Source organism: Falsiroseomonas selenitidurans (genome assembly GCF_012103215.1).
GTDB lineage: Bacteria > Pseudomonadota > Alphaproteobacteria > Acetobacterales > Acetobacteraceae > Falsiroseomonas > Falsiroseomonas selenitidurans.
This window is the reverse complement of the sequence record NZ_JAAVNE010000027.1, coordinates 50,130-75,350: the sequence shown is the minus strand read 5'-3', so window position 1 is coordinate 75,350 and position 25,221 is coordinate 50,130. Positions and strand designations below refer to the sequence as shown.

General features: G+C 71.9%; 30 protein-coding genes. 14 read left to right on the top strand and 16 right to left on the bottom strand.

Translation table 11 applies throughout. From position 1 onward, the window contains the following. Window positions 1-172: 172 nt before the first annotated feature. Window positions 173-1,249 (bottom strand): asparaginase, encoded by a 1,077-nt coding sequence (locus HEQ75_RS16735; protein WP_168032688.1) that lies wholly within the window; start codon window positions 1,247-1,249, stop codon window positions 173-175. 239 nt (window positions 1,250-1,488) lie between these two features. On the opposite strand from HEQ75_RS16735, the gene HEQ75_RS16730 reads away from it, so the two are divergent. After that, window positions 1,489-2,679 carry an MFS transporter gene (locus HEQ75_RS16730; protein ID WP_168032686.1) on the top strand — a complete coding sequence of 397 codons (1,191 nt, stop codon included), beginning with the start codon at window positions 1,489-1,491 and terminating at the stop codon, window positions 2,677-2,679. A gap of 112 nt (window positions 2,680-2,791) precedes the next feature. Here HEQ75_RS16730 and HEQ75_RS16725 read toward each other — a convergent pair whose 3' ends face one another. After that, window positions 2,792-3,850, bottom strand: a complete 1,059-nt coding sequence (locus HEQ75_RS16725) for an isocitrate/isopropylmalate dehydrogenase family protein (protein ID WP_168032684.1) — start codon at window positions 3,848-3,850, stop codon at window positions 2,792-2,794. Between the two features lie 19 nt (window positions 3,851-3,869). Continuing rightward, a complete protein-coding gene (locus HEQ75_RS16720) occupies window positions 3,870-4,937 on the bottom strand; it encodes a serine hydrolase domain-containing protein (protein ID WP_168032682.1) in 1,068 nt (355 codons plus the stop codon). A gap of 109 nt (window positions 4,938-5,046) precedes the next feature. Here HEQ75_RS16720 and msrA point away from each other — a divergent pair, with 109 nt between their 5' ends. The 4 genes from msrA (at window position 5,047) to HEQ75_RS16700 (ending at window position 7,997) form a co-directional block, all read left to right on the top strand. Next, window positions 5,047-5,601 (top strand): peptide-methionine (S)-S-oxide reductase MsrA, encoded by a 555-nt coding sequence (gene msrA / locus HEQ75_RS16715; RefSeq protein WP_168032680.1) that lies wholly within the window; start codon window positions 5,047-5,049, stop codon window positions 5,599-5,601. A gap of 12 nt (window positions 5,602-5,613) precedes the next feature. After that, the gene (msrB, locus tag HEQ75_RS16710) at window positions 5,614-6,039 is read left to right on the top strand and encodes a peptide-methionine (R)-S-oxide reductase MsrB (protein ID WP_168032678.1); all 426 of its coding nucleotides are present in this window, start codon (window positions 5,614-5,616) and stop codon (window positions 6,037-6,039) included. Between the two features lie 94 nt (window positions 6,040-6,133). Beyond that, entirely contained in the window at window positions 6,134-7,231 is a 1,098-nt protein-coding gene (locus tag HEQ75_RS16705) for a YncE family protein (RefSeq protein WP_235961811.1), read from the top strand. A gap of 1 nt (window position 7,232) precedes the next feature. Next, the gene (locus HEQ75_RS16700) at window positions 7,233-7,997 is read left to right on the top strand and encodes a polysaccharide deacetylase family protein (RefSeq protein ID WP_168032676.1); all 765 of its coding nucleotides are present in this window, start codon (window positions 7,233-7,235) and stop codon (window positions 7,995-7,997) included. A 58-nt stretch (window positions 7,998-8,055) separates the two neighbouring features. Here HEQ75_RS16700 and HEQ75_RS16695 read toward each other — a convergent pair whose 3' ends face one another. Together HEQ75_RS16695 and HEQ75_RS16690 are read right to left on the bottom strand one after the other, a co-directional pair. Further along, window positions 8,056-8,412, bottom strand: coding sequence for a YMGG-like glycine zipper-containing protein (locus tag HEQ75_RS16695; protein WP_168032674.1), 357 nt, complete (start codon window positions 8,410-8,412; stop codon window positions 8,056-8,058). A 254-nt stretch (window positions 8,413-8,666) separates the two neighbouring features. Then, window positions 8,667-9,554, bottom strand: a complete 888-nt coding sequence (locus HEQ75_RS16690) for a manganese catalase family protein (RefSeq protein ID WP_168032672.1) — start codon at window positions 9,552-9,554, stop codon at window positions 8,667-8,669. A 168-nt stretch (window positions 9,555-9,722) separates the two neighbouring features. On the opposite strand from HEQ75_RS16690, the gene HEQ75_RS16685 reads away from it, so the two are divergent. Beyond that, window positions 9,723-10,844, top strand: a complete 1,122-nt coding sequence (locus HEQ75_RS16685; protein ID WP_168032670.1) for a Kelch repeat-containing protein — start codon at window positions 9,723-9,725, stop codon at window positions 10,842-10,844. A gap of 25 nt (window positions 10,845-10,869) precedes the next feature. Here the strand turns inward: HEQ75_RS16685 and chrA are convergent, their stop codons facing one another. Both chrA and HEQ75_RS16675 read right to left on the bottom strand, forming a co-directional pair. Beyond that, the gene (chrA, locus tag HEQ75_RS16680; RefSeq protein WP_168032668.1) at window positions 10,870-12,183 is read right to left on the bottom strand and encodes a chromate efflux transporter; all 1,314 of its coding nucleotides are present in this window, start codon (window positions 12,181-12,183) and stop codon (window positions 10,870-10,872) included. 216 nt (window positions 12,184-12,399) lie between these two features. After that, window positions 12,400-13,134 (bottom strand): sulfite exporter TauE/SafE family protein, encoded by a 735-nt coding sequence (locus tag HEQ75_RS16675; protein WP_168032666.1) that lies wholly within the window; start codon window positions 13,132-13,134, stop codon window positions 12,400-12,402. 124 nt (window positions 13,135-13,258) lie between these two features. Here HEQ75_RS16675 and HEQ75_RS16670 point away from each other — a divergent pair, with 124 nt between their 5' ends. The 3 genes from HEQ75_RS16670 (at window position 13,259) to HEQ75_RS16660 (ending at window position 15,823) form a co-directional block, all read left to right on the top strand. After that, a complete protein-coding gene (locus HEQ75_RS16670) occupies window positions 13,259-14,878 on the top strand; it encodes a thiamine pyrophosphate-binding protein (RefSeq protein ID WP_168032664.1) in 1,620 nt (539 codons plus the stop codon). Between the two features lie 12 nt (window positions 14,879-14,890). Next, entirely contained in the window at window positions 14,891-15,508 is a 618-nt protein-coding gene (locus HEQ75_RS16665) for an MSMEG_1061 family FMN-dependent PPOX-type flavoprotein (protein WP_168032662.1), read from the top strand. Between the two features lie 69 nt (window positions 15,509-15,577). Beyond that, window positions 15,578-15,823 (top strand): DUF3072 domain-containing protein, encoded by a 246-nt coding sequence (locus HEQ75_RS16660; protein ID WP_168032660.1) that lies wholly within the window; start codon window positions 15,578-15,580, stop codon window positions 15,821-15,823. Here the strand turns inward: HEQ75_RS16660 and HEQ75_RS16655 are convergent. The 6 genes from HEQ75_RS16655 to HEQ75_RS16630 all read right to left on the bottom strand — a co-directional run bounded on the left by HEQ75_RS16655 (window position 15,814) and on the right by HEQ75_RS16630 (window position 20,677). Then, window positions 15,814-16,536 carry a DUF1194 domain-containing protein gene (locus tag HEQ75_RS16655; protein ID WP_235961809.1) on the bottom strand — a complete coding sequence of 241 codons (723 nt, stop codon included), beginning with the start codon at window positions 16,534-16,536 and terminating at the stop codon, window positions 15,814-15,816. The two genes, HEQ75_RS16660 and HEQ75_RS16655, sit on opposite strands and share 10 nt — an antisense overlap. Window positions 16,537-16,739: 203 nt before the next feature. Then, window positions 16,740-17,348: a glutathione S-transferase family protein gene (locus HEQ75_RS16650; protein WP_168032656.1), complete on the bottom strand. Its 609-nt coding sequence runs from the start codon at window positions 17,346-17,348 to the stop codon at window positions 16,740-16,742. Window positions 17,349-17,527: 179 nt separating this feature from the next. After that, window positions 17,528-18,607 carry an OmpA family protein gene (locus HEQ75_RS16645; protein ID WP_168032654.1) on the bottom strand — a complete coding sequence of 360 codons (1,080 nt, stop codon included), beginning with the start codon at window positions 18,605-18,607 and terminating at the stop codon, window positions 17,528-17,530. A gap of 190 nt (window positions 18,608-18,797) precedes the next feature. After that, window positions 18,798-19,949: a 5-(carboxyamino)imidazole ribonucleotide synthase gene (locus HEQ75_RS16640; RefSeq protein ID WP_268887768.1), complete on the bottom strand. Its 1,152-nt coding sequence runs from the start codon at window positions 19,947-19,949 to the stop codon at window positions 18,798-18,800. Beyond that, complete coding sequence (purE, locus tag HEQ75_RS16635; protein ID WP_328734172.1) at window positions 19,946-20,440, bottom strand: 5-(carboxyamino)imidazole ribonucleotide mutase; 495 nt, start codon at window positions 20,438-20,440, stop codon at window positions 19,946-19,948. The genes HEQ75_RS16640 and purE overlap by 4 nt, the downstream gene beginning before the upstream one ends. A 36-nt stretch (window positions 20,441-20,476) precedes the next feature. Beyond that, on the bottom strand, window positions 20,477-20,677 hold the full coding sequence (locus HEQ75_RS16630; RefSeq protein WP_168032652.1) for a YdcH family protein: 201 nt from the start codon (window positions 20,675-20,677) through the stop codon (window positions 20,477-20,479). Between the two features lie 201 nt (window positions 20,678-20,878). Between HEQ75_RS16630 and HEQ75_RS16625 the strand changes: the two genes are divergently transcribed. Continuing rightward, on the top strand, window positions 20,879-21,055 hold the full coding sequence (locus HEQ75_RS16625; protein ID WP_168032650.1) for a YdcH family protein: 177 nt from the start codon (window positions 20,879-20,881) through the stop codon (window positions 21,053-21,055). A gap of 141 nt (window positions 21,056-21,196) precedes the next feature. Here the strand turns inward: HEQ75_RS16625 and HEQ75_RS16620 are convergent, their stop codons facing one another. After that, entirely contained in the window at window positions 21,197-21,766 is a 570-nt protein-coding gene (locus HEQ75_RS16620) for a DUF1013 domain-containing protein (RefSeq protein WP_168032648.1), read from the bottom strand. Between the two features lie 137 nt (window positions 21,767-21,903). Between HEQ75_RS16620 and HEQ75_RS16615 the strand changes: the two genes are divergently transcribed. After that, window positions 21,904-22,098 carry a DUF1192 domain-containing protein gene (locus HEQ75_RS16615; protein WP_168032646.1) on the top strand — a complete coding sequence of 65 codons (195 nt, stop codon included), beginning with the start codon at window positions 21,904-21,906 and terminating at the stop codon, window positions 22,096-22,098. Between the two features lie 55 nt (window positions 22,099-22,153). Here the strand turns inward: HEQ75_RS16615 and HEQ75_RS16610 are convergent, their stop codons facing one another. Further along, window positions 22,154-22,627 carry an Hsp20 family protein gene (locus HEQ75_RS16610; RefSeq protein WP_328734169.1) on the bottom strand — a complete coding sequence of 158 codons (474 nt, stop codon included), beginning with the start codon at window positions 22,625-22,627 and terminating at the stop codon, window positions 22,154-22,156. A gap of 260 nt (window positions 22,628-22,887) precedes the next feature. Then, window positions 22,888-23,121 (bottom strand): 50S ribosomal protein L31, encoded by a 234-nt coding sequence (rpmE, locus tag HEQ75_RS16605; RefSeq protein WP_168032644.1) that lies wholly within the window; start codon window positions 23,119-23,121, stop codon window positions 22,888-22,890. Between the two features lie 328 nt (window positions 23,122-23,449). Here rpmE and pdxY point away from each other — a divergent pair, with 328 nt between their 5' ends. From pdxY to HEQ75_RS16590, 3 genes are all read left to right on the top strand, one after another. Then, window positions 23,450-24,337: a pyridoxal kinase PdxY gene (gene pdxY / locus HEQ75_RS16600; protein ID WP_168032642.1), complete on the top strand. Its 888-nt coding sequence runs from the start codon at window positions 23,450-23,452 to the stop codon at window positions 24,335-24,337. 61 nt (window positions 24,338-24,398) lie between these two features. Continuing rightward, window positions 24,399-24,818, top strand: a complete 420-nt coding sequence (locus HEQ75_RS16595) for a hypothetical protein (RefSeq protein ID WP_168032640.1) — start codon at window positions 24,399-24,401, stop codon at window positions 24,816-24,818. Window positions 24,819-24,894: 76 nt separating this feature from the next. Continuing rightward, complete coding sequence (locus HEQ75_RS16590; protein WP_328734165.1) at window positions 24,895-25,164, top strand: hypothetical protein; 270 nt, start codon at window positions 24,895-24,897, stop codon at window positions 25,162-25,164. The last annotated feature ends 57 nt before the right edge of the window (window positions 25,165-25,221 follow it).

The following is a 25,221-nucleotide window of genomic DNA, read 5'->3' as shown; positions in this document are numbered from 1 at the left end:
CTCTCGCCTACAACTGCCGCAGGCTTCACCGCCTGCGGCTCGCCTGACCTCAATCGCCGCCTCGCCTGCAAAACGCGTGTGACAAATCCGACAGGCTGCTAGACCGCGCCGCGCCGCCCGCAAAGCGCCGGCGGAGCGCGCCGCTGCAAGGACGGCGCGCCCGACCGGCGCCTCAGAAGAAGGCTTCCTTCACGCCGCCGAGCCAGAAGCCCAGGGTCGCCTTGGTCTCGCTGGTCGGCACCGGCGTCTCGAAGACGATCTCGGTGCCGCCGACCACGGCGCCGGTGCTGTCCGTGATCTGGCCATTCACCGATTCGACCAGCGCCTCCGCCTCCGCCGTCGGCAGCACGCCGAAATGCCCCAGCGTGCGCGCCAGCACGCCGTATTTCGCCCGCGCCGCGCCATCGGCGATCTTGATGGTGATGCCGAGGCCACGATCCGGCACCACCGCCATCACGAAGCCTTCCGCGCCGCCCTTCACCGCCACGCGCCCGCCGGTGGCGCGCACGATGCGCGCGGTGGGGGAATCGAGGCCGGAGAGATGGTCCGGATAGGCGGTCATCGCCCCCAGCACCCGCTTCGCCGCCGCGCGCCGCGCGGCATTGCCGGAATAGCCGAGGCCCAGCCGTGCCGCGGCGCGCGACAGGTCGCGCATCGGCAGCGCCAGCGTCGGCAGGCCGCAGCCATCGCGCCCGACCGGCAGCTTCGTCGCATCCCGGCCCAGATAGTCGGAGAGGATGTCGAGGTAGAGCTTCTGCGCCGGGTGGTCCGGGCGGGCATAGTCCAGCCCGGCACCGAGGTGCTTCGCCACGGTCAGGAAGCCGCAATGCTTGCCGGAGCAGTTGTGGTAGAGCCGCCGCGGGCCGCCCTGGGCGAAGGCGGTGGCCATGTCGTCCTCCCGCCGCGGCAGGGCCGGGCCGCAGACCAGCGCCTCCTCCGTCAGGCCCAGCCGGCCGAGCCAGTTGCCCACCAGCCCGGTCTGGAACGGCTCCGCGTCATGGGAGGCACAGGCCATGGCGATGTATTCGTCGGACAGGCCGAAGGCATCCGCCGCGCCGGATTCCACCAGCGCCATGGCCTGGAACGGCTTGAGCGAGGAGCGCGGGAAGGTCATCAGCCCGGCATCGCCCCAGCTGCCGACCAGCCGGCCCTCGAAATCGGCCACCACCACGGTGCCGCGGTGCACGCTTTCCACCAGCGGGCCGCGCCAGATGCGCGCGAGCTCGACGAAATCGGTGCCGTCCCTCATCTCGATGTCCCTCCGCAGACCCGCCTATGTGAAGCTGCAACGACAGGTCCGCAAGCGGGCATGTCAACCCTGACAGCATCATTCGTCAACCTGCCCTGACAGATCACGGCTCCGGCCCGCCCGGCGCACACGCCGACCACGGCTTGACGTCAGGGACATGCTGCGGTGCATCATCCACGTCGTCTGCAAGCGGAGACCTCCCCACGTCCGGATCACCTCGCCGCCCGGGTGCCGCCACGGTGCCGCTGCTCGCCGCGGTCGCCTTTTCCAATGCCCTGGGCGCGGTGATCTTCTTCCCGCTTGGCCCTTTCCTGGCCCGCGACCTCGGCATTCCGGTGGAGGACGCGGCCTTCACCACCACCTTCTACACCGTGGCCGCCGGGCTGGGCGGGCTGGCCGGCGCGCTGCTGCTGGGCGGGGTCAGCCGGCGCGCGGCGGTGATGGGCTCGCTCTGCGGGCTTGGCGTGTTCTCCCTGGCCACCTTCCTGGCGCCGACCTATCCGCTGCTGCTGGCCGCCCGCGCCGGGGCCGGGGCCTGCGCCGGGCCGCTGATGGCCGCGGTGGTGACCAGCATCGCCGAATCGGTGCCGGAGGAACGCCGCAACCGCGCCGTCAGCAGCGTGACCGGCGCCTATGGGCTTGCGCTGGTGGCCGGGCTGCCGCTCGCCCTGGTTCTGGGGGCGACGGCGGGCGGCTGGCGCACGCCGATCCTGGCGATCTCCGCCCTGTACCTGCTGCTGCTGTTCCCGGTCTGGCGCCTGCTCGGCCCGCGCCCCGGCCAGCCGCCCCCGGCGCCGCGCGCGCGCGTCACGCTTCCGGGTCTGCTGCGCATGCTGGTGCGGCCGGAAAGCCTGACCGGGCTGGCGCTGATCGGCGCGGCCTCCTTCGCCACGCTGCTGGTCTCCCCGCATATCGCCGCCTATGCGCTGGGCAATGCCGGGCTCGGCGAGCGGGCGCTGCAGGTGATCTACCTGATCGGCGGCGCGCTGGCGGTGCTGACCACGCGGGCCACCGGCACGCTGATGGACCGCGTCGGCGTGCTGCCGGCCTCGCTCACCGTCGGCTGCGTGCTGACCACGGTGCTGCTGGCGGCCTTCGGCCTTTCCGGCCCCGCCTGGCTGCTGACGGGGCTGCTTGGCACCGTGCTGGCCGTGCAGCTGGCCCGCAGCACGGTGGCGCAGGGCAGCGCCACGCGGGTGGCCCCGCCGGCGGAGCGCATGACCTACCAATGCCTGGTCGCCGCCACCACCAGCCTCGGCCAGGGGCTGGGGGCCGCGGCCTCCACGCTGGTGGTGCGGGAAAGGCCGCAGGGCGGGCTGGACCACATGCCCTGGGTGGTCGGCGCCAGCATCGCGCTGGCCTGGCTGGCGCCGCTGCTGGTGGTGCGGCTGCACCGCCAGCTGGCACGGCGCGACGCCGGCGCGGCGTGAGCCGCCGCGCCTAGGAGCCGTTTCACCGCCAGCGAAGACGGTGAAACGGCTCCAGCTTATTGTTTTGACGCATTTTCCGAGTCGCCTTGCGAAGCCGCAAGGCTTGAATGCGCTAGAGCGCCGCCGCGACCCGTGCCGCGAAGTCCTTGGTGCCCAGCGGCCCGCCGAGGTCCACCGTCCGCGTCGCCGGCTCCGCCAGCGTCGCATCCACCGCCGCCTGGATCGCCGCCGCGGCCTGGCCCGCCGCCGTGTTGCCGCGGTGCAGCGCGTGCCATTCCAGCAGCATGGCCGCCGACAGGATCATGGAGCAGGGGTTGGCCTTGTCCTGGCCGGCGATGTCCGGCGCGCTGCCATGCTGCGCCTGGGCGCAGCACAGGACGTCGTTCTCGTTCGTGCTGCCGGCCAGCCCCAGCCCGCCGGACAATTCGCTGGCGAGGTCCGACAGGATGTCGGCGTGGAAGTTGGTGGCCACCAGCACGTCGAAGCGCTGCGGGTCGCGCACCAGGATGGCGGCGCAGGCATCGACGATGATCTCGTCCAGCGTCACGTCCGGGTAGTCCTGCGCCACTTCCCGCACGCAGCGCAGCCACAGGCCATCGGTCATGATGAAGGTATTGGCCTTGTGCACCGCCGTCACCTTGCGCCGGCGGCGGCGCGCCAGGTCGAAGGCGGCGCGGGCGATGCGCAGGCTGGCATGGCGGGTGATCCGGCGCAGCGACATCGCGACATCCGGCGTCGGCATGAACTCGCCATGGCCCTGGTGCAGGTTGCGGTCCGGGTAGAAGCCCTCCGTCGCCTCCCGCATGATGACGAGGTCGAGCGGCTGGTGGCCGCGGCCGAGGCCCGCGCGGGTGCGCGCCGGGCGGACATTGGCGAACAGGTCGAGGCCGACGCGGAAGGCGGCGGAGACGTTGATGCCGCCCTTGTCGCGCGGCGGGTAGTGCAGGTGGCTGATCGGGCCGAGCAGCACGCCATCGCTGGCCCGCGCCGCCTCCATCACGCTGTCGGGCAGGGTGGTGCCGTGGCTGGCCAGCGTTTCCAGCCCCATCGCCTGCGTCTCGAAGCTGAGGTCGAGGCCGTGGCGTGCATCGACGGCGCGCAGCACGCCCAGCGTCGCGGCCATGATCTCGGGGCCGATGCCGTCGCCGGGCAGGACCAGGAAGCGGGGCATGGGCGGTTTCCTTTTGTGCTCAGGCGGGCAGGGCAGCGGCGACCTTGGCGCAGAAGCGGCCGACCGCCTCCGGGTTCACCCAGCGCAGCACCGCCACCACCTGGCCCGCCGGCCAGATCCAGGTGACATTGCCGCCGGCGCCCATGGCGAAGACCGAATCGCGCGGCGCCTCCGGCCAGCGGCCGGCGCCGTTCAGCCACCACAGGAAGCCGTAGCTGGGGTTGAGCGGGCAGGGCGCCAGCGACTGCGCGATCCACTCCGCCGGCACCACCTGCCGGCCTTCCCAGGCGCCGCCCTGCAGCACCAGCTGGCCGATGCGGGCCTGGTCCTCGGCATGGATGCGCATGCCGGCGCCCCAATGGGTGCCGCCGGGCACGGAGGGCAGGCGCCGCCCCTCCACCTCGACCCAGGCCGTGTCATAGGGATACCAGACCCAGTCGCGGCTGCCGCCGATCGGGTCCAGGATGCGCTCGGCGAAGACCTCCGGCAGCGGGCGGCGGAACAGGCGCAGCAGGCACAGCGACAGGCGGTTTACCCGCACGTCGTTGTATTCCCAATAGCTGCCGGGGCGTTGCAGGACCCGGTCCATGCCCTTGGGCCCGGCGCCTTCGCGTGCCAGGTCGCGGCCGCGGTCGATGCGGTCGGACTTGCCGAACAGCTCGCCCTCCCACTCGCTGGTGTTGGTCAGCAGGTGCCGCCAGCTGATCTCGGCATTCTGGTCGGATTCGAAGCCGCCATCGGCGATGCGGGCGCGCACCGGCTCGTCGAGATCCGGCAGCAGCCCATCCGCCTGGGCGATGCCGGCCAGCAGGGAGAGGTAGGATTTCGCGGCGGAGAAGGTCATGTCCGCCTGCCTTGTATCGCCCCAGGAGCCGATGCGCCGGCCCTGGTGCAGCACCAGCCCGTTCGGCGCACCGCGCGGGAACACCGGGCCCAGTACGGCATTGTGCGGCGGCGGGTCGAAATGCCCGGCCTCCAGATGTGCGAGCAGGTCGCGGGGGAAGGGGCTTTCCTGTGCCTCGGCGAAGGCGATGGCCTCTGCCAGATTGCCTGGGGCGGGCGTGGGGTGCGGGTCGGGCTGCGTCATGCGCCGCAGCCTGCCCCCGATGCGCCCATACCGGAACCCCCATACCGGAACCCCCTGCAGGCGGCCGGCGAAGTGCCTACATACCCGCCCAACCCTCGGAGAGACCCGCATGACGACCCAACCCCATGAGGTGGCCACCCTCGGCGGCGGCTGCTTCTGGTGCATCGACGGCGCGCTGCGCCATGTGAACGGCGTGACCAGCGTGGAAAGCGGCTATGCCGGCGGCCATGTGGCCAACCCGAGCTATGAGCAGGTCTGCGGCAAGCAGACCGGCCATGCCGAGGTGGTGCGCGTGGAATTCGACCCCGCGGTGCTGCACTACGCCGACCTGCTGCGCATGTTCTTCACCCTGCACGATCCCACGACGAAGGACCGCCAGGGCAATGATGTCGGCCCGCAGTACCGCAGCATCATCCTGACGCATTCGCCGGAACAGGCGGAGACGGCGAAGGCGGTGATGGCGGAAATCCACCAGGCCGGCATCTGGGCCGGCGACCTGGTGACTGAGGTGGTGCCGGCCACCGATTACTGGCCGGCGGAGCCCGAACACCAGGACTATTTCGCGCGCAACCCCTGGTCCGGCTATTGCCGGGTGGTGGTGGCGCCGAAGGTGGCGAAGTTCCGCAAGACCTTCGCCGCCCGCCTGAAGTCGGCCGCGGCCTGAGAGGAGAGCACGATGGGTCTGTTCAGCAAGGACAAGCCGGCCGAGAGCTTCCCGGTGGCGAAGCCGGAAGCCGAATGGCGCGCGGAATTGTCACCGGAGGCCTTCCGCGTGCTGCGCCAGCACGGCACGGAACGCCCGGGGACCAGCAAGCTGCTGGCGGAGAAGCGCCCCGGCGTCTTCGCCTGCGCCGCCTGCGGGCATGAGCTGTTCGACAACGCCACCAAATTCGAAAGCGGCACCGGCTGGCCGAGCTTCTTCCGCCCCCTGCCGGGCGGCATCGGCACCACCGTGGACCGCAGCTTCTTCATGACGCGGACCGAGGTGCATTGCGCCCAATGCGGCGGCCATCTGGGCCACGTCTTCCCGGACGGCCCGGCCCCGACCGGGGAACGCTACTGCATGAACGGTGTCGCCATGGTGTTCCAGCCGGCCGGGTGATTCGGCCCCGCGGCGCTGGACATTCGGGGGCGGCTGGCCAATTTTGCGGCGACGCCGCTCCCCTTGTTCCTCTGCCCGGAAAGTCCCCCGTCTCTTGGCCTGGCGCCTGCTGCTTCCCCTCCTTGCGCTGCTTGGCGTCGCACCGGCCCGGGCCGACCTGGTCTATGTGCTGAATTCAGGCGATGCCAGCATCACGGTGCTGGACGCGGCGACGCGGGAGGAGCGGCTGCGCATCCCCGTGCTGAGGGAGCCGCACCACCTCGTGCTGACGCCGGACGGCACGCAGCTGGTGGTGGCGGATTCCGGCGGCAACGAGGTGTTCTTCCTGGACCCGGCGACGGGCGAGGTGCTGCGCCGCGTCGCCATCTCCAACCCCTATCACCTGGAATACAGCCCGGATGGCCGTTTCCTGGTGGTGGCCAGCCTGCGCCGCGGCCAGGTGGACGTGCTGGATGCGCGGACGCTGGAATTGCGGCAGCGCTTCCGCCCCGGTGACAAGCCGAGCCATGTCGCCTTCAGCCCCGACAGCCGCATGGCCTATGTGACCATCCAGGGGGATGGCACGGTGGCCGCCTTCGACCTGCACAGCCTGACCCAGGCCTGGGTGGAGAAGGTGGGGCCCGAGCCCGCCGGGATCACCTGGCACCGGGGGGAGCTGCTGGTGGGCCTCATGGGCAGCACGCATTTCGTGCGGCTGGACCCGGAAAGCCGCGCCGTCACCCCCGCCTTCAGCCTGGGCCGTGGCGCCCACACCATCTACCCGGCCCCGGATGGCCGCGCGCTCTATGCCACCAGCCGGGTGGACAGCCGTGTGGCGGAGATCGACCCGGAGACGCTGGCGGTGCGCCGCTGGTGGGCCATCCCCGGCGGGCCGGACTGCCTGAGCTTCGACCCGGATGGCCGCATCTGGATGACGCTGCGCTGGAGCCGCAGCATCGCCATCCTGGACCCGGTGGCGGACCGGTGGGAGACGGCGCGGGTCGGACGCTCCCCGCACGGCATCTTCTTCAAATCGATGCGCCATGGCGCGGCCTTCGCCCAGGCCATGCCCGGGGCGGTGTCCGGCACCAGGCCGATCGACGCGCCGCTGCCCGGCTGGCCAGCGGCGACGCCGCCGCCGCCGGCCGGCATCGTCCCCGGCAGCATCCCGCGCGCCCCGGTGCTGCCGGCCTCGCTGCGGGTACGCCCCTGAGATGCGGCGGCGCGGCCTGCTGGCGACCGGGCTCGGCCTCGCCACCACCCTGGCGAGCCCGGCGCTCGCCCAGCGCAGCCCGCCCGGCTGCCGCGGCCCAATCTACCTGACCATCGACACCGGCTGGAGCCGGGAGGCGGAGGCGATCGCCGCCATCCTGCGCCGCCATGCGGTCACCGCCACGCTGTTCGTGGCGGATGAGCCGACCTTCCGCGGCGACACCACCCTGTCGGACGCCTGGGCGCCCTTCTGGCGCGCCCGGGTGGCGGAAGGCCACGCCTTTGCCAGCCATACCTGGCGGCACTGGTACTTCGCCGGCGACCCCGGCCCCGGCCGCACCACCTTCCGCTCCCGCCGCGGCCAGGGGCAGGAGGTGCTGGACCAGGCGGGCCTCTGCGCGGAGCTGGCGCGGCCGATCGCGGCGCTGCGCCGCTTCGCCCCGGAAGCGCGGGTGCTGCCGCTGTGGCGGGCGCCGGGCGGCATCGTCACCCGCAATGCCGTGGCGCTCGCCGCCGGCTGCGGCCTGCGCCACCAGGGCTGGACCCGCAACGGCTTCCTGGGCGACGAGCTGGACAGCGGCGCCCACCCCAACGCCGCGCTCCTGCGCCGCAACCTGGCCCAGATCCGCCCCGGCGAGGTGCTGGTGATGCATTGGGGCGTGCGCAGCCGGCGCGAGCCCTTCGCCGGGATCCTGGAGGCGCTGGTGACGGGGCTGCTGGCGCGCGGCCTCTGCTTCGCCCCGCTGCCGCCAGAGGGCGTCACCTGAGGGCGTCGGCTGAATCTTTCAAGAACAATGTCTTGATCGATCAGGCTCCGCTGGGATCTCAGCGATAATTCGGGCGGTATCCGGCCGGCGGCGCGCCCTGGTGCCAATTGCCGTACTGGTCGTACCAGCCGCCATAGCGGGGATCGACCGGGCGGGCGACGTAGGGGTCCGGCGGAATCCGCTCCGGCTCCGGCGCCGGGGTCAGCGCCCCGCCCACCGCGCCCAGCGCGCCGCCGATCAGTGCCCCGCGCCCGGCACTGCCGGTGACGGAACCGACCAGCGCACCGGCCCCGGCGCCCAGCGCCCCGCCGGCCAGCGCCCGCTGGTTGCGGTCATTCGGGTCCGTGCAGCCGGCCAGCAGCGCCATCGGCGCCGCGACCAGGGCGGCCAGAAGGGGGGGTCTCAGGGTGCGCATCCGGTGTTCTCCTGTGCAGTCGGCCCGCCCGGTTCACGGGCGGACCATGCCGGTCACAACGCTTCGGCATGCCGGCGGTTCGGCCAGACATTCTCAGGCCTGGCGGCTTCGCAAGGCGAGCCGGACCATGCGGCGGAACAGACGGCTGCCGGAGCACGCGGCGTCCCTGTGAACGCAGCGTACTCCTGAGACCTTCGAACCGACAGCAAGACTATAGATTCAGCCGATCCCCGCTGAACGCCGGCTGCGCCAGGTCAGGCAGGGCGCCCCTTGCTGCGCTGCGCCGGGTCGTTCGCCGCGGTCGGCGGCACGCCGGCCCCCGCCATCTGGTCCCGCTGCGCGCCGGAATCCGGCGGCGGCGTGGCCAGCATCGGCTCCCCGCCCAGCGGCTCGCTGCGCATGGAGGTGAAGGTGCCCTTGCCGTCCAGCGAGGGACCCTCGGTCCAGCGGCCGCCCGGCACGGTGCCGGAGACGTCGTGGCCGAAATAGGCATAGGCGTAGCGGGCGTGCTCCGCGCTGTCGGGGTGCGAGTTCGGGATCGGCAGCTGCGCCTTGTGGCCGCCCAACTCCTCGATCACCGCCAGCCATTGCTGCTGGTGCATGGTGTCGCGCGCGATGAGGAAGCCCAGCATGTCCTTCATGCCGGGGTCGTCCGTCATGCCGTGCAGCCGCACCGCCAGCGCCCTTCCGCTGGACTCCGCGGTGGCATTGGCCAGCATGTCGGCGGCGATGTTGCCGCTGCCATAGACGTGGCTGGCGTTGAAGGGCACGCCATTGGCGTCCTCCGCCGTCGCGGCCAGGCCGCTGGAGAGGATGTGGCGCAGATTCATGCCATTCAGCACGGCGCCGGCGACCGGGTTGGCGGCGGCTTCCTCCTGCAGAGAGAGCGGCGCCTTCTCCAGGTTCAGGGCGACGGCGGTGGCCAGCATCTCGATATGCCCGATTTCCTCCGTGCCGGTGTTCAGCAGCATGTCGCGGTACTTGGCGGGGCCGCGGCAGCCCCAGGCCTGGAACATGTATTGCAGGCAGACGCGGATCTCGCCCTCCACGCCGCCGATCGCCTGTTGCAGGGCGCGGGCGAAAAGCGGGCTCGGCTTCTCCACCCGCACCGGATATTGCAGCTTGCCATCCATGTAGAACATCGCTGGTTCTCCTTCGTTCTGGGCCGCGCGGATTGCCGCACCGGCCCCGGCAGCCAACGGGCGGGCCGGCGGCGGGTTTGGCGGCATCGGCGGAACGAGGTGGCGCTTTTCCCGTCATTCGGGATTGCCTATGCTGGACGGCGCAACCCCTTTTGAGGGATGGCTTCCATGGATCGGCGGATGTTGCTGGGCGGCGCCGCGGCGCTGCTGGTGGGGTCGAAGGCGGCCGGCGCGCAGACCATGCCGCATCACGGCCCGCCCATCCCCCCGGACCGCCTGGCGCCGCTGCGCGGCCAGGGGCCCGTGGCGCTGACGCCGGCGCAATACGCGCAGCGCTTCGTGGACAGCCCCGCCCCCGCCGGCGCGCCCGGCCGCTGGGTGGAACGCGCCGCCCTGCCGCTGCCGCGCACGGAAATGGCCTGGGCGGCGGAATGGGCCGACAAGCTGCATGTCGTCGGCGGCTATGCCGAGCAGCAGGTGAACAACACCTGGCACCACATCTACGACCCCGCGACGGACAGCTGGAAGGAAGCCGCCCGCCTGCCGCGCGGCGCCAACCATGTCGGCGTGGTGGCGCATGAAGGCCGGGTCTATGCCTTCGGCGGCTTCAGCAACCAGAACCGCGGCGCCGACACGCTGGCCTTCGCCTATGACGTGGCGGCGGATCGCTGGGACCGGCTGGCGCCGATGCCCCGGCCGCGCGGCGCCGGGGCGCTGGCGGTGCTCGGCGGCAGGATCCACCATATCGGCGGCGCCTCGGAGCCGGAGCGGGAGCGCGCCTCGGTCGGCTGGCACGAGGTCTACGACCCGCAGGCCGACAAGTGGGAAATGCGCAAGGCGCTGCCCGGCGCGCGCGACCATGCCGGCGTGCTGGCCCACAATGGCGTCATCCACATCATCGGCGGCCGCTTCAACACCTTCGAATACAACACCGGCCTGCACCATGTGTACCTGCCGGAGCGCGACACCTGGCAGGAACGCGCCCCGCTGCCGACGCCGCGCTCCGGCCACGGGCTGGTGCTGTATCGCGGCCGGTTCTTCGCCATGGGCGGCGAGAGCGGCTGGTTCGAGGACCGGCCGGGCGGCCGCGTGCTGACCGGCAAGGTGCATGGCCAGATGGAAAGCTACGACCCGGCCACCGATAGCTGGCAACACCACGCGCCGATGCCGACGCCGCGCCATGGCATGGGCGCGGTGACGATCGGCGACTTCATCTATGTGGCCGGCGGAGGACCCGTGGTGGGCGGCGGAATCAAATCCGCGGTGCACGAGGCCTTCACGCTCGGCTGATCGGCCCCGGCGGGGGCGGGGGGCATCACCCCGCCACCGCCCGCAGCACCAGGCCGGCCGCCGCGCTGATGCCCAGCGTGCGCACCAGGCCGAGCTTCAGGCCGAACAGGCAGGCCGCCGCCAGCACGCTCAGCAGCAGCGCCTCCGGCTGCAGGCTTTCCGCCACCGGCAGGTCGAGGCCGAGCGGCCCCGGCTCCACCCGGGCGAACACCACCCGGAGCGCGAACCACAGCGCGAGGTTGGCAATCACGCCGACCACTGCCGCCGTCACCGCCGCCAGCGCCGCCTTCAGCCGCGGCACGGCGTGCAGGCGCTCGACGAAGGGGGCGCCCAGGAAGATCCAGGCGAAGCAGGGCGCGAAGGTCACCCACAGCGTCAGCACCGCGCCCAGCACGCCGCCCCAGGCACCCTCCGGCCGGTAGGCGGCCAGGAAGCCGACGAATTGCAGCACCAGGATCAGCGGGCCGGGCGTGGTCTCCGCCAGGCCGAGACCGGCCAGCATGTCGGTGGCTGTCAGCCAGCCATAGCCCTCCACCGCTTCCTGCGCGACATAGGCCAGCACGGCATAGGCGCCGCCGAAGGTCACCACCGCCATCTTGGAGAAGAACCAGGCGATGTCGCCCCAGAGCGGCGTGCCCGCCAGCAGCGCCACCGGCCAGGCCCACAGCGCCAGCGCCACCAGCCCCGCGGTGCGCGCCTGCCGTGCCATGCGGGGGATGCGGTCCGGATCGCGGGCGATCAGCGCATCGAGCAGCGCCGGCGGTCCCTCCTGCGCCGCAGCATGGCCGGTGCCGGTGAAGGCCGCCGGCAGGGCATAGCCGATGCCGGCCGCGGCCAGCACCACCAGCGGGAAGGGCAGGTCCAGCACGAACAGCGCCAGGAAGGCCGCCGCCGCAAGCGCCCAGGGCAGGGCAGCCTTCAGCGCCCGCTTCGCCACCCGCAGCAGGGCCTCCACCACCACCACCAGCACGGCGCATTTCAGGCCGAAGAACAGCGCGGCGACCAGCGGCACGCTGCCGAGCGTGGCGTAGAGCAGCGACAGCGCCAGCATCACCACGGCGCCGGGCAGGATGAACAGCAGCCCCGCCGTCAGCCCGCCGCGCACGCCATGCATCAGCCAGCCGAGATAGGTGGCCAGTTGCTGCGCCTCCGGCCCCGGCAGCAGCATGCAGAAGTTCAGCGCGTGCAGGAACCGGGCGTCGGAGATCCAGCGGCGCTGCTCCACCACTTCCCGGTGCATCACCGCGATCTGCGCGGCGGGGCCGCCGAAGGAGAGCAGGCCGATGCGCAGCCAGACGCGCAGGGCCTCGCGGAAGCCGGGGAAGTCCTGTGGGGTCATGCCAGCCTCACCGATCGGGTCGCGCCGTGTGGCATCGACCGTGCCAGACGGGAAGGGCTGGCGCGGTGACAGCGGCGGGTCAGCGCGGGCCCCGGGGGGAGGATGGCACGCCGCAGCCGCAATCCTCCTGCGGCGGCGGGTTGGCGGGCTGCGCCAGCGCCGGCGCCGCGGCGAGAAGGAAAACAAGCAGGATCATATGCATGGGCGAAAATTCTCTCACAACACGAGAGAGATGCCGGAAGCCAGCAGCAGCCCCAGCAGGACAATCCGAAAGCCTTCCGCCGGGATGCGGCGATACACCATCACCCCCAGCCCGGCGCCCAGCAGCAGCGCCGGCAGGGCCAGCAGCAGCATGCGCGCACTCTCCCGCCCGAAGAAGCCGCCGGAGACCAGGCCGATCGCCGCCACCACCTGCATGACGATGATGAAGGGCTGGAAGATGGCCCGCGCCTCGTCCTTGCGCAGCCCCTTCAGATCCCCCCACATCGCCGGCAGCGCGCCGGAGAAGCCGCCGATGCCGCCCAGGATGCCGCTGGCGAAGCCGATGCCGAGATCCGCCGCCTGGCTCGCCCGCACCGCCGCCACGCTGTGCCGCAGCAGGATGCGCAGCAGCGCCCAGCCGGCATAGGCCACTAGCAGCAGGCCCACCCCGGCGGCGATCGCCCGCGCATCGGCGCCGGCCAGCACCACCACGCCGAGCGGCGTGCCCAGCACGCCGCCGATCACATAGGGCTTCAGCACCGCCCAGCGCACCGAAGGCCAGACTGCGCCGATGGTGGCGAGCTGGATCAGCAGCGATCCCAACACCAGCACCGGCGCCGTCTGCTGCGGCGGCAGCCAGTGGAACAGGATGCCGGCGGCAACCAGGTTGAAGGCGAATCCGGCGACGCCGGAGGCGAAGGCGGCGATGAAGCAGCCCAGCAGCAGGACCAGGGTTTCGGTGGCGATCATGCCGGGCAGGGAACCGCAGCCACGCCGGCCTGGATAGCCCCCCGGCGTCCAGGACATGGCCGCTCGGCTTGTGCCGCCCGCGCGGCCATGGTGCTGTCGCGCCAGCTTGGGAGAACGGACGAAGATGGCGCTGCGCGGTGCGGATGTTCTGGTGAAGGGGCTGCAGGCAGCCGGGGTGCGGCGGATCTTCACCCTGTCCGGCAACCACATCATGGAGGTGTTCGACGCGCTGGTCGGCGCCGGCATCACCCTGGTCCACACGAGGCACGAGGCCGCCGCGGTGCACATGGCGGATGCCTATGCGAGGCTGAGCGGGGAGGTCGGCGTGGCGCTGGTCACCGGCGGGCAGGGCCATGCCAATGCCGTCTCCGCCCTGTGCTCCGCTTTGGCGGGGGAAGTCCCGGTGCTGCTGCTGTCCGGCCATGCGCCGCTGGGCGAAATCGGCAACGGCGCCTTCCAGGAATTGCCGCAGGCCGCGCTGGCCGCGCCCATCACCAAGGCATCCTGGGCCGCGCAGAGCGCCGCCGGCATGGCGCAGGACGTGGCGCGCGCCTTCGCCATCGCCCGCAGCGGCCGCCCCGGCCCGGTGCATCTCAGCCTGCCGACGGATGTGCTGGAAGCGAAGGTGGAGGATGCGCCGGTGCCGGAGGCCGCGGCCTTCGCCCGCCGGCCCATGCGCCTCGGCCAGCCGGCTGCGCTGCTGGCGGCGCAGCGCATCGCCGCGGCGTCGCGGCCGCTGCTGATCGCCGCCCCGGCGCTGTGCACCCCGAGCGGCTTCGCCGCCATGGCGGCGCTGGAAGCGGCGAGTGGCCTGCCGGTGGTGCCGATGCAGTCGCCGCGCGGCCTGGCCGACCCTTCGCTGGGCGCCTTTCCGGAAGTGCTGGCCCAGGCGGACCTGGTGGTGCTGCTCGGCAAGCCGATGGACTTCACCCTGAAATTCGGCCGCGCGCCCGCCACCGCGCCGGATTGCCGCTGGCTGCTGCTGGAGCCGGAGGGCGAGCTGATCAGCCGCGCCCAGCGCCTGGTGGGGGAACGGCTGGACCTGGTGCTGGCCACCGATGCGCTGGAGGGGGCGACGACGCTCGCCACCGTGCTGCGCCCCGTGGCCGCCCAGGGTGACTGGGCCGCGCGGGTGCGGGAGGCGGTGGCCTGGCGTCCGCCGGAATGGGCGGCGCTGGCCGGCGCGCCGGAAGGGCCCATCCGCTCCGCCACGCTGGGGCTGGCGGTGAATGCGGCGGTGGCGGAGGCCGAGGCCACCTTCATCTGCGATGGCGGGGAGATCGGGCAGTGGGGCCTGGCCACGGTGCGCGCGAAGACGCGCATCATGAACGGCGTGGCGGGGGCCATCGGCGTCGGCATCCCCTTCGCCATCGGTGCCCGCGCGGCCCTGGAACGGCCGACGATCGCCCTGATGGGCGATGGCAGCTTCGGCTTCCATATGGCGGAGCTGGACAGCGCGGCCCGGCACGGCCTGCCCTTCGTCGCCGTGGTCGGCAATGACAGCCGCTGGAACGCCGAACACCAGATCCAGCTGCGCGACTATGGCGCCAACCGCGCCCATGGCTGCGAACTGGCGCCCGGCACCCGCTACGACCTGATCGCCACCGCTCTCGGCGGGCATGGGGAGCAGGTGACGGCGGCGGCGGATCTCGCCCCGGCGCTGCGGCGGGCGCTGGCCAGCGGCCGTCCGTCCGTGGTGAATGTGGAGATCGCGGCGCAGCCCGCGCCCTCCATCCGGCGATAGGGACAGGACGCGATGGCCGATCCGCATGCCGTGACCAGCCTGGCGGCGCTGGAGGCGCTGTACGGGCCGGCCGTCGAACGATCCCTGCAGAAGGTCCGGCGCGACATCGACGCGCCGAGCCGCGACTTCATTCGCGCCAGCCCCTTCTGCGTGCTGTCCACCCGTGGCGCCGATGGGCGGCTGCATGGCACGCCGCGCGGCGATGCGCCGGGCTTCGTGGCCGTGCTGTCGCCCACCGAGCTGGCGCTGCCCGATCGGCGCGGCAACAACCGGCTCGATGCGCTGCGCGACATCCTGGCCGACCCGCAGGTGGCCCTGCTGTTCCTGATCCCCGGGGTGGGGGAGACGCTGCGCGTCGGCGGCATGGCCGACATCACCACGGACCCGGCGCTGCGGGCCGCCCTGGCGCAGCAGGGGCAGATGCCGGCGACGGTGCTGCGCATCCGGGTGGAGGAGGTGTTCTTCCAATGCGCCCGCGCGCTGCTGCGGTCCCGCCTCTGGGGGGAGACGCCGCGGCCGGCGGGGGTGCCGACCGCGGGGGCGTTCATGAACTCCGCCCTGAACGGCGCCTTCGACGCCGAGGAATACGACCGGACCGGCCCGGCCCGGCTGGCGGCGAACCTGTACTGAACGGCCGGCCGCAACCGCGGCCGCAGGTGAACGTTCTGGCAACACCACCCTTGCCAGGAGAAGGCGGCCATGGCCGATCCGGAAAACCCCAAGACCGGGCCCGATCCGGGCTCCAACACCATCAAGGACCCCGGGGAATGGACCACGGGCGATGAGCGCATGACCGGTGCCCAGGCGTCCTATCTCAAGACCCTCAGCGAGGAGGCCGGGGAGGGCTTCGACCCGGAACTGACCAAGGCCGAGGCCTCCCGCCGGATCGACGCGCTGCAGGCGAAGACCGGACGGGGGCGCAGGGGCGGCAGCGATCAGGCGTAGGCGCGTTCCACCAGCGGGCCGGGCGGCGGGGCGCTGGCGATCTCGCGGATGATCTTGCGCTTCACCGCCGTCTCGAAGGCGCCGAAGCCCTCCGCCACCATCAGGAAGGCGCCGGGGCCGCCGATGACCTCGTCCCGGTAATAGGCATCGAGCGGCGGCAGGCCGTTGGCCCAGGGCTGCGGCGTGTGGTCCAGCACCGCTAGGCCGTTCATGACGATGCCCTTGGCCAGCGCATCCGCCCGGGCTTCCGCCACGGGACGGCCGGAATTGTTGATGCCGTCGCCGGAGATGTCGACGACCTTGCGGGTGCCCTCATAGCCCTGGCCGAACAGCCCGGCGGCATAGTCCATGGCGCCGGAGATGGAGGTGTAGAGCCAGTTGCGCCGCGGCGCGGCATCCAGTGCCTGGGCGAGGCGCTCCGCCCCCGCGGCGCCATCCACCCGCATCCAGGGCACCAGCAATTCCTGGACATGCCAGTCGGACCAGGTGAACAGGGTGACGGCGATCTGCCCGAGCGGGCCGCCGGCGATGCCCTCGATCAGCTTCGGGTCGCGGAAGGCGGCGGCATAGCCGCGGAATTGCAGTTCCTGTTCCTCGGCATCGACCGAGCGGCTGACATCCACCGCCAGCACCAGCTCGATATCCACCGGCTCCATCGCGCGCGCGGGCCCATGGCGCAGGAGGAAGGGGGCGGCGAGAGCCCCAGCGATCAAGCCCCGCCTTGTGGTTGAACCGCTCCGCATTGGCAACGCGCTCCTCTACAGCCGTCATGGCCGTGTCTGCGCGTAACTCCCGTCCTCTTAAATAGGTGCCAAAATGCTGCGGTGCAACATAGTAATTGCCCGTATTGGCGGCGGTGGCCGGACGAGCACGGCCGCAAGGCCTGCCAGACGGGCAACCTGCCTGCTAATCGAGCTTACTTTACCCAGCGGGTTGCGCCGATGCCGGGCACCGTATTGGCACGGTCGCGCAGTGCCGCCAGGGCGGGGAAGCGGCCGGTGAAGACCTCGGGCAGCATCATCTCGGCGAAATCGAGCCCGGCCGTCATCGTGATATCGGCCTGGGTCAGCCGATCGCCGATCAGCCAGGGGCCAGCCAGGGCCATCCGGTCCAGCGCGGCGAAGCCGGCCAGGGCCTGGGCGGACAGCTTCTCCTGGTTCGCCGGCCACACCAGGCCATCCGGGCGGCGCGTCTCGTAGAACAGGGCGACAGTCTTCTCCGTGGCGCCGACGGCAAGGCCGAGCGCGGCCAGCACGGCGCGGCGCGGCGCGCCGGCCGGCGGCACCAGGGCGCGGTCCGGCCCGGCCATCTCGTCCAGCACATCCAGGATGAAGGTGCTGTCCACCAGCACCTCCCCGCTGTCCAGCAACAGGGCCGGCACGCGGCCAAGCGGGTTGAATTCCTTCAACTCCGCCGCGTTGTCCACGGTGCTGTAGGGGCGCTGCTCATAGGGCAGGCCCAGCAGGTTGAGGCTGGCCGCGGTGCGGCGGACGAAGGGGGAGAGGTTGCGGCCGATGAGGATCATGCCGCGCAGCCTTGCCGCGCTGCGGCCGCAAGGGAAGAGGGGGCGGCAACGGGTGGGCAAAAAAAGGCGCCCGAAGGCGCTGCCGTTCAGGCAAAAAAAGAAGGGCGCCCGAAGGCGCCCTTCCGAAGTCACCGCCGGTCGGCCGAGGCCGACCGTGGTTCGTCCGAGGTCGGCTGCGCTCAGCGCAGGACGATCTCGACGCGGCGGTTCTGCGGCTCGCGCACGCCGTCGGCGGTGGGCACCAGCGGGCGGCTCTCGCCGAAGGCCTGGATGGCCATCGCGGCGCGCGGCACGCCACGGCGCTCCAGTTCCGCCGCCACGGCGGCGGCGCGGCGCTCGGACAGGCGCTGGTTGTACTGCGGGGTGCCCGAACGGTCGGCGTGGCCCGAAACCTCGATGCGGGTCGTGCCGGCGCGCTGCGAGTTCGTCGCCGCTTCGGCGATGATCTGGCGGGCGCGGTCGGTCAGGTCGGCGCGGTCGAAGTCGAAGAACACCAGGTAGGTGCGGGCGATCGCCGGGGCGGCGGCCGGGGCCGGCGCAACCGGGGCCACGACCGGCGGCGGCGGCGTCACGCCGAAGGCGTAGCGCAGGCCGATCAGCAGGCTGTGGTTGAAGTTGTCCTGCTCGGCGGTGCCGGCGGCGGAGTTGTCACGGCGGGCATCGACCTCGTTGTCGAGCGTGCCGAGGAAGCGGTACTCGGCGGTCACCGCCAGGCCCGGAACCTGCGCGATCGGGAAGGCCGCGCCGACGATCGCCTGGTAGGCGAAGCGGCCATCGGTGCCGTCGATGCGCACGGTGTTGCCCGAGCCGACGCCGCCACGGACGTCGTTGTCCACCCACTGGTAGCCGGCGCCGGCGCCGACATAGGGGGTGAGGAAGGAGCCCGGGCCGAGGTCGAAGTCGTACAGGGCGTTGGCCATCACGCCATAGGTCGTGGCGCTACCGAGCGAACGGGCATTGTTGGGCAGGCCGAAGCCGCTCACATCGTCCACTTCATTGTTGCGGTAGGAGCCCTCGATCTCGGCGCGGACGCCATTGCCGAAGCCGTAGCCCAGGCTCAGCACGCCGACGAAGCCGTAGTTGAACTCGGCGGTGCCGGTGCGCGGGGCGGTCATGTTGTTGGACAGGGTCGCATCGGATTCCTGCCGCAGGTTCACACCCGCGCCGGCGCCGACATAGAGGCCGCTGATCGGCTGGGCCTGCGCCACGACCGGCAGGGCCAGGACGGTCGCCGCCAGAAGAACATTTCTCAGGCTCATAGACATTCTCCTCAAAGGCATTCACGGCACCAATCCGGCTGGGGACGTCCATCGCCGAAGCGGTGATGCGGCCCAACCGGAGCGGGGTGCATGGAGCGTTATCTACACCCGATTCCGTTTCTCTACAGCCATGTGGCGCGACAATCCCGCCACTGTGATATCCCAGCCACAGGGAGGCATGGCAAATCGGTCACACAGGCGCGAGCAGGTCCGGATCGGTCGTTCCCGAAAGGGTTCCCAGCGGCAAAAGCCGTGTCGCATGGCCCAGTTTACGGCCCTCGCGCAGCTCAGACTTGCCATAAAGGTGCAGCGCGACGTCGCCGCGCGCGGCCAGCGCGGGCCATTGCGCATGGGCGGCGGGGCCGACCAGGTTCTTCATGATCGAATCGGCATGCCGCCCCGGCTCCGGTAGTGGCAGCCCGGCCACGGCACGTATGTGCAATTCGAATTGCCCATGCCGACAGGCATCCATCGTCCAATGGCCGGAATTATGCGGTCGCGGCGCCATCTCATTCGCCAGCAGCCTGCCGTCCGGCAGCAGGAACATCTCCAGCGCCAGCACGCCGACCAGCTCCAGCGCCCCGGCCAGCGCCGCGACATGGGCCCGCGCCGCCGCCGCCACATGGGCGGGTACCAGCGCCGGGGCGATGGAGAGGTCGAGGATGTGGTGGGCGTGGCGGTTCTCCACCGCATCGAAGGTCACCACGCTGCCATCGGCGCCACGCGCGGCGATGGCCGAGACCTCCTTCGCGAAGGGGATGAAGGCTTCCAGGATCAGCGGATGCGGTGCCAGCCGGGCGAAAGCCTCCGCCGCATCCTCCGGCCGGCGCAGCACCGCCTGGCCGCGGCCGTCATAGCCCATGCGGGTGGTCTTCAGCACCGCCGGCAGGCCGAGCTCGACCACCGCTGCCTCCAGCTCCGCCAGGCTGCCCACGGCGCGCCAGGGGCCGGCGGGGATGCCCGCCTGCGCGAAGAAGCGCTTTTCCGCGACCCGGTCCTGGCCGATGCGCAGCGCCGCGACGCCGGGGCGGCAGGGCACCAGCGGCGCCAGCGCGTCCAGCGTGGCGGCGGGCACATTCTCGAACTCGAAGGTCACCACATCCACCGCGGCGGCGAAGGCGGCCAGGGCCTCGGCATCGGTGTAGCCGGCGACGGTGCGGGCGGCGGCCACCTGCATGCCGGGCGAATCATCCTCCGGTGCGAAGACGTGGCAGCGATAGCCCAGCGCCGCGGCCGCCAGCGCCGACATGCGGCCCAGCTGCCCGCCGCCGAGGATGCCGATGGTGGAACCGGGCGGCAGGACGCGCCGGTCCGGGCTCCGGGCCGGGAGGGGGGCGCTCAAACCGGCTGCTCCGCCACCTGCTCGGTCTGGTTGCGGCGGAAGGCCGCCAGCCGCTCCGCGAGGTCCGGATCCGACAGGGCCAGGATGGCGGCGGCCAGCAGGCCGGCATTGATGGCGCCGGCCTTGCCGATGGCCAGCGTTCCGACCGGGATGCCGCCCGGCATCTGGACGATGGACATCAGGCTGTCCATGCCCTTCAGCGCGTGGCTTTCCACCGGCACGCCGAGCACCGGCAGGGCGGTGAGGGAGGCCACCATCCCGGGCAGGGCGGCGGCGCCCCCGGCGCCCGCGATCAGCACCTTCAGCCCGCGCCCGGCGGCCTGCTGCGCATAGTCGTACATCCGCCCCGGCGTGCGGTGGGCGGAGACCACGCGTTGCTCATGCGCCACACCCAGGCGGGTCAGGATCTCGGCGGCATGGCGCATCGTCTCCCAGTCGGAGGTGCTGCCCATGATGACGCCCACGCGCGGTGCGGCGGCTGGATCGGTCACATTCGCCTCGTCGGTTCGGCCATGGCCCGGGCAGGCTCAGGCGATGATGTCGGGGACCAGCCGGCCTTCGAGCCAGGCGATCTCGTCCTTCAGCTTGAGCTTGCGCTTCTTCAGCCGCTGCAACTGCAACGCATCCGTCCCGGCCTCATCCAGGCGGGCGATGACGGTGTCCAGGTCGCGGTGCTCGCTGCGCAATTCGTGCAGACGGCGGAGGAGGCTGTCGCGATCGGCCTGCATGCGCCCCCAATGTTACAGCTGGGTGTCTCAAACTTGGCGCTGGAATGCGCCACGGAGCGGCATAACATGACAATCGCGGGCGCAGAAGGGACGGTTGCGCGCCCGGGGCCGGTTCCGCCGCCTCATCCCATCGCGGCGTCCGCCCTCGGCGTGGATCGTGCCGCCGCTGCCCCGCAAGGCAACGGACAAGGATCATTGCGCATGGCCGAGGCTGCCCGTATCCGCGCCCTTGAGGCGCGGCACGCGACGCTCGAAACGCGAATCGCCGATGAGGGTGGGCGACCCCGCCCGGACGATCTGGCGCTGATGCGCCTGAAGCGCGAGAAACTGCGCCTCAAGGAAGAGATGGAAAAGCTGAAGGCCCGCCCGCTGCACTGACCGGTGGGCACCGGGACGGGGCGGCGCCCTGTCCCGAACCGGTCCGTAGGACCGATCCGTAGGGCCGCGCCGGAGGGCGCTGGCCGGGGGGCAGGCGGCCGTCCCAGGCCGGAAAGTCCCGGCCGGGCGGTGGCGCCGGGGTCAGGCCGCGGCATCGTCCAGCGGCAGGGGTGGCGGCGGCGCACCGCCCTGGCGGTCATTCGCCGTGCCCACCGCCTCGTTCAGCGCCGTCTGGGTGCAGAGGCCCAGCGTCACCGGATCCCGCGGCTTGATGTTGGCCGTGTTCGGATGCGTCTTGTCCCGCACCTTCGCAATGGTTTCCTTGGTGGTCGCCAGCAGCTTCACGATCTGCGGGTCGGACAGCTGCGGGTAGTTGCGCAGCAGCCAGGCGATGGCATCCGGCCGTTCCGTCCGCTTCGCCACCGGAATATAGCGTGCGCCCTTGCTGCGCTGCTTGGGCAGCGGCAGGGCGCGTTCCGTCAGCACCAGCCGCGCACCCGGGCTGGCCTCGCAGCGGGCGATCTCCTCCCGCGTCAGCTGGTCGTTGGCGACCGGATCATAGCCGACGATGCCCTGCGCCACCTCCCCATCCGCGATCGCCTGCACTTCCAGCGGGTGCATGCCCACGAAATCGGCGATCTGCTCGAAGGAGAGGGACGTCTTCTCGATCAGCCACACGGCGGTGGCCTTCGGCATCAGGGGCGTCTTCATGGTGGGACCCTTTGGTGGTTCGGGCCGCGACCCGAGCAAGCGCCCATGCCAGCCGGGGCGCCCGCGCCTCGTTGGCTTCGGATATAGAGAGGGCTCCCGGCCTGGTCAAAGCCCGGGATGAAGGAGAGATGACACGCATGTCGTTGGAGGAGGACCTGCCCCGCCGCAGCGCGGCCTTCCAGCCGCCGGTGATCGACCGCTGGGATGTCGAGGAGCTGCGCGCCTACATCGCCCGGCTGCAGGCCGAGATCGCCAGGGCCGAGGCCGAGATCGGCAAGCGCCAGGCGCATCGCAGCGCCGCCGACGCCTTTTTCCGCCGGCCCGGGGGGTGAGACGGACAGGGCCGGCGGCTTGCGCCGCCGGCCCCGGCCGTGATGCGGAAGCGCCTCAGGCCGCCTGGGCCTGCGGCGCATTCTCCAGCACGCGCGGCGCGTTGCCGGCCTGGATCGCGATGCGGCGCGGCTTCAGCGCCTCCGGCACCTGCCGGCGCAGCGCAACATGCAGCAGCCCATGCTCGAGCTGCGCTCCCTCGATGACGATATGGTCGGCGAGGACGAAGCGACGCTCGAAGGCGCGGCCGGCGATGCCGCGATACAGCACGCGGCCATTGTCCTGCGGCGCCGGCGGGGCGGCCTTGCCGGCGACGGTCAGCGTGTTGTCATGCGCCGTCACCTCGATGTCGTCCGGGCCGAAGCCGGCCACGGCCATGGTCAGGACATAGCTGTCCTCACCGGTCTTCTCGATGTTGTAGGGCGGGTAGCTGGGCCCCTCGGCCGCCGCGCGGGCGGTTTCCACCAGGCGGGCCATGCGGTCGAAGCCGATGGCGGATCGGAAGAGGGGGGAGAAATCGAGTGCGTTCACGGAAAGACCTCCTGCGGTAGCAAGGTCGATTGCACGGCGAAGCCCCGGCTGGGACGGCCCCCGCGAACGGGCGGCCTTGACCGGTCTTCGCGCCGTCGGCCCCGATCGGGCACCGCCGGCAGCGCAGGAATTGGTTTGCGGTGGATGCCGCTTCAAGGGGGTGCGGCGGGGGCCCACCAGGCGGAAAGGGCGCGCCCCGGTGGGGGCGCGCCCTGTCCCAAACGCGCGATGCCGGGGGCGAACCGCCCCCGGCCGCCGGCTCAGGCCGGCTGCTTGCGGATGCCGAGCCCGGCGAACTTCTTGTTGAACTTGGCGATCTGGCCGCCGGTGTCCATCACGCGCTGCTGGCCGGTCCAGGCCGGGTGGGATTTCGGGTCGATGTCCAGGCGAATGGTGTCGCCTTCCTTGCCGTAGCAGGACCGGGTGGTGAAGGTGGTGCCATCCGTCATGATGACGTTGATGGTGTGGTATTCGGGATGGATGTCGGGCTTCATCGGGGCGCTCACGCTGATGGGCCCACCGACAGCGACCGGCAGGCGCGGGAAAGCGAGGCTATAGGGTAGCGGGCAGGCCGGCGCAACCTCGCCGCCGCCACCGCCGGCGCGGGCGATTGACCCGCCTGGCGGCGGCGCCCAGCGCAGGCTGCGTTCGCTTGAACGCTGCGCTTGCCCTAGAAGTCTATGATTCCAGAGCAAGAAATACGTTCAGACGATTCCATCTGAACGCATATTGCTCTAGAGCCGTTGCGCCTGACCGATCCGGGGATCGCCGCATGCGCCGACCGCAGCCCGCAACCGCCCTTCGCCGCGAGGCCGGGCCCGCATGAACCAGGCCGTCTCGCCGGCCGATGCGGGCCGGCCGCTCAATATCCTGTCGATCCAGTCCTGGGTCGCCTATGGCCATGTCGGCAACGCCTCCGCCGTGTTTCCGCTGCAACGGCTGGGGGCGGAGGTCTGGGCGCTCAACACGGTGCAGTTCTCCAACCATACCGGCTACGGCGCCTGGCGCGGCCAGGTCTTTCCGGCATCGCTGATCGAGGAGCTGGTGCAGGGCATCGCCGAGCGGGGCGCGCTGACCCGCTGTGACGCGGTGCTGTCCGGCTACATGGGGGCGGCCGAGATCGGCGCGGCCATCCTGTCCGCCGCGGCCCAGGTGAAGGCCGCCAACCCGGCGGCGATGTTCTGCTGCGACCCCGTCATCGGCGATGTCGGCCGCGGCGTCTTCGTACGCCCCGGCATCCCCGACTTCATGCGCGACCGTGCGGTGCCGGCGGCCGATATCCTCACGCCGAACCAGTTCGAGCTGGAATGGCTGACGGGCGCCACCGTGGCCTCGCTGGACCAGGCCAAGGCCGCCGTCGCCGCCCTGCAGGCCAGGGGGCCGCGCTGCGTGCTGGTGACCTCCCTGCGGGTGGAGGACACGCCGGCATCGGCGATGGACATGCTGGTGGGGGAGGGCGGGCGCTTCCACCGCATCCGCACGCCTTTGCTGCCGATTTCCGTCAACGGCGCGGGGGATGCGATCGCCGCCCTGTTCCTGTTCCACCGGCTGCGCTGGGGCGAGCCCTCCGTCGCGCTCTCGGCCGCCGCCTCCTCCATCTATGGGCTGCTGCGACGCACGGCGGAGGCGGGATCCCGGGAGATCCTGACGGTCGCGGCGCAGGAGGAATTCGTCACCCCCTCCCGCGTGTTTCGCGCCGAAGCCTGCTGAGCGGGGGCGGCGCAACGCCGGCCACCGCCCTGCGTTCCTCCTCCAGATCAGGAGGAAGCCCATGCACCCCACCCGACCCCATGCCCGACGTGCCCTGCTGGGGGCCGGCCTGGCGCTGCTGGCACTGCCCGCCGCGGCGCAGGACCTCAACCGGCTCGGCGAGGTGCTGCGTCAGTTCCAGGGCGGCGACCCGGACGAGGCCCGGCGGCGCGAAGCCGAGGCGCAGCGCCAGGAACAGGAGCGGGACCGCGAGCGGCGGGAGCGGGAGCGCGAGGCCTATGAGCGCGGCCGGGCGCGAGAGCGCGAGGAGCACGAGCGCCGGGCGGAGCGCGACCAGGGCCGCCACCAGGGCCGCGACGACCGGCGCGGGGAATGGCGCGGGCGGGAGGCCGCGGAACGTGACCGGGAACTGGCCGAGCGCCAGCGCCGCCTGGCGGAGGAACAGCGCCGGATCGAGGAGGAACGACGCCGGCTGCGCTGAGCGACCGCCGCGGGGGTGGGCTTGCGACGCGGGCGCGGCAGCGCAACGATCCGGCTCCCCGCCGCGGAGCCCGATCGTGCCGATTCGCCCCATCCTGGCCCTGCTGGCGCTGCTGCTCGCCCCCGGCTGCGTCACCACCTCCACCGCCAGTGCCGATGACCGGCGCTGGATCAACCAGTGCCTGCGCGACAACCGGGATGCGGGGGTGCGCACAGGCGTGGTGCGCGCCTACTGCACCTGCATGAACGACCGGATGCCGAACAGCGAGACGCGCTCCATCAGCCAGTGGGAGCGGTCGCACCCGCGGGAACGCCAGGCCTGCGAGCGCCGCGCCGGCTGGCGGTAGGGGCCGGTTCGCCGAAAGCAGCGCGACCCAGGCGCCGGATCGTTGTCCCACGGCATG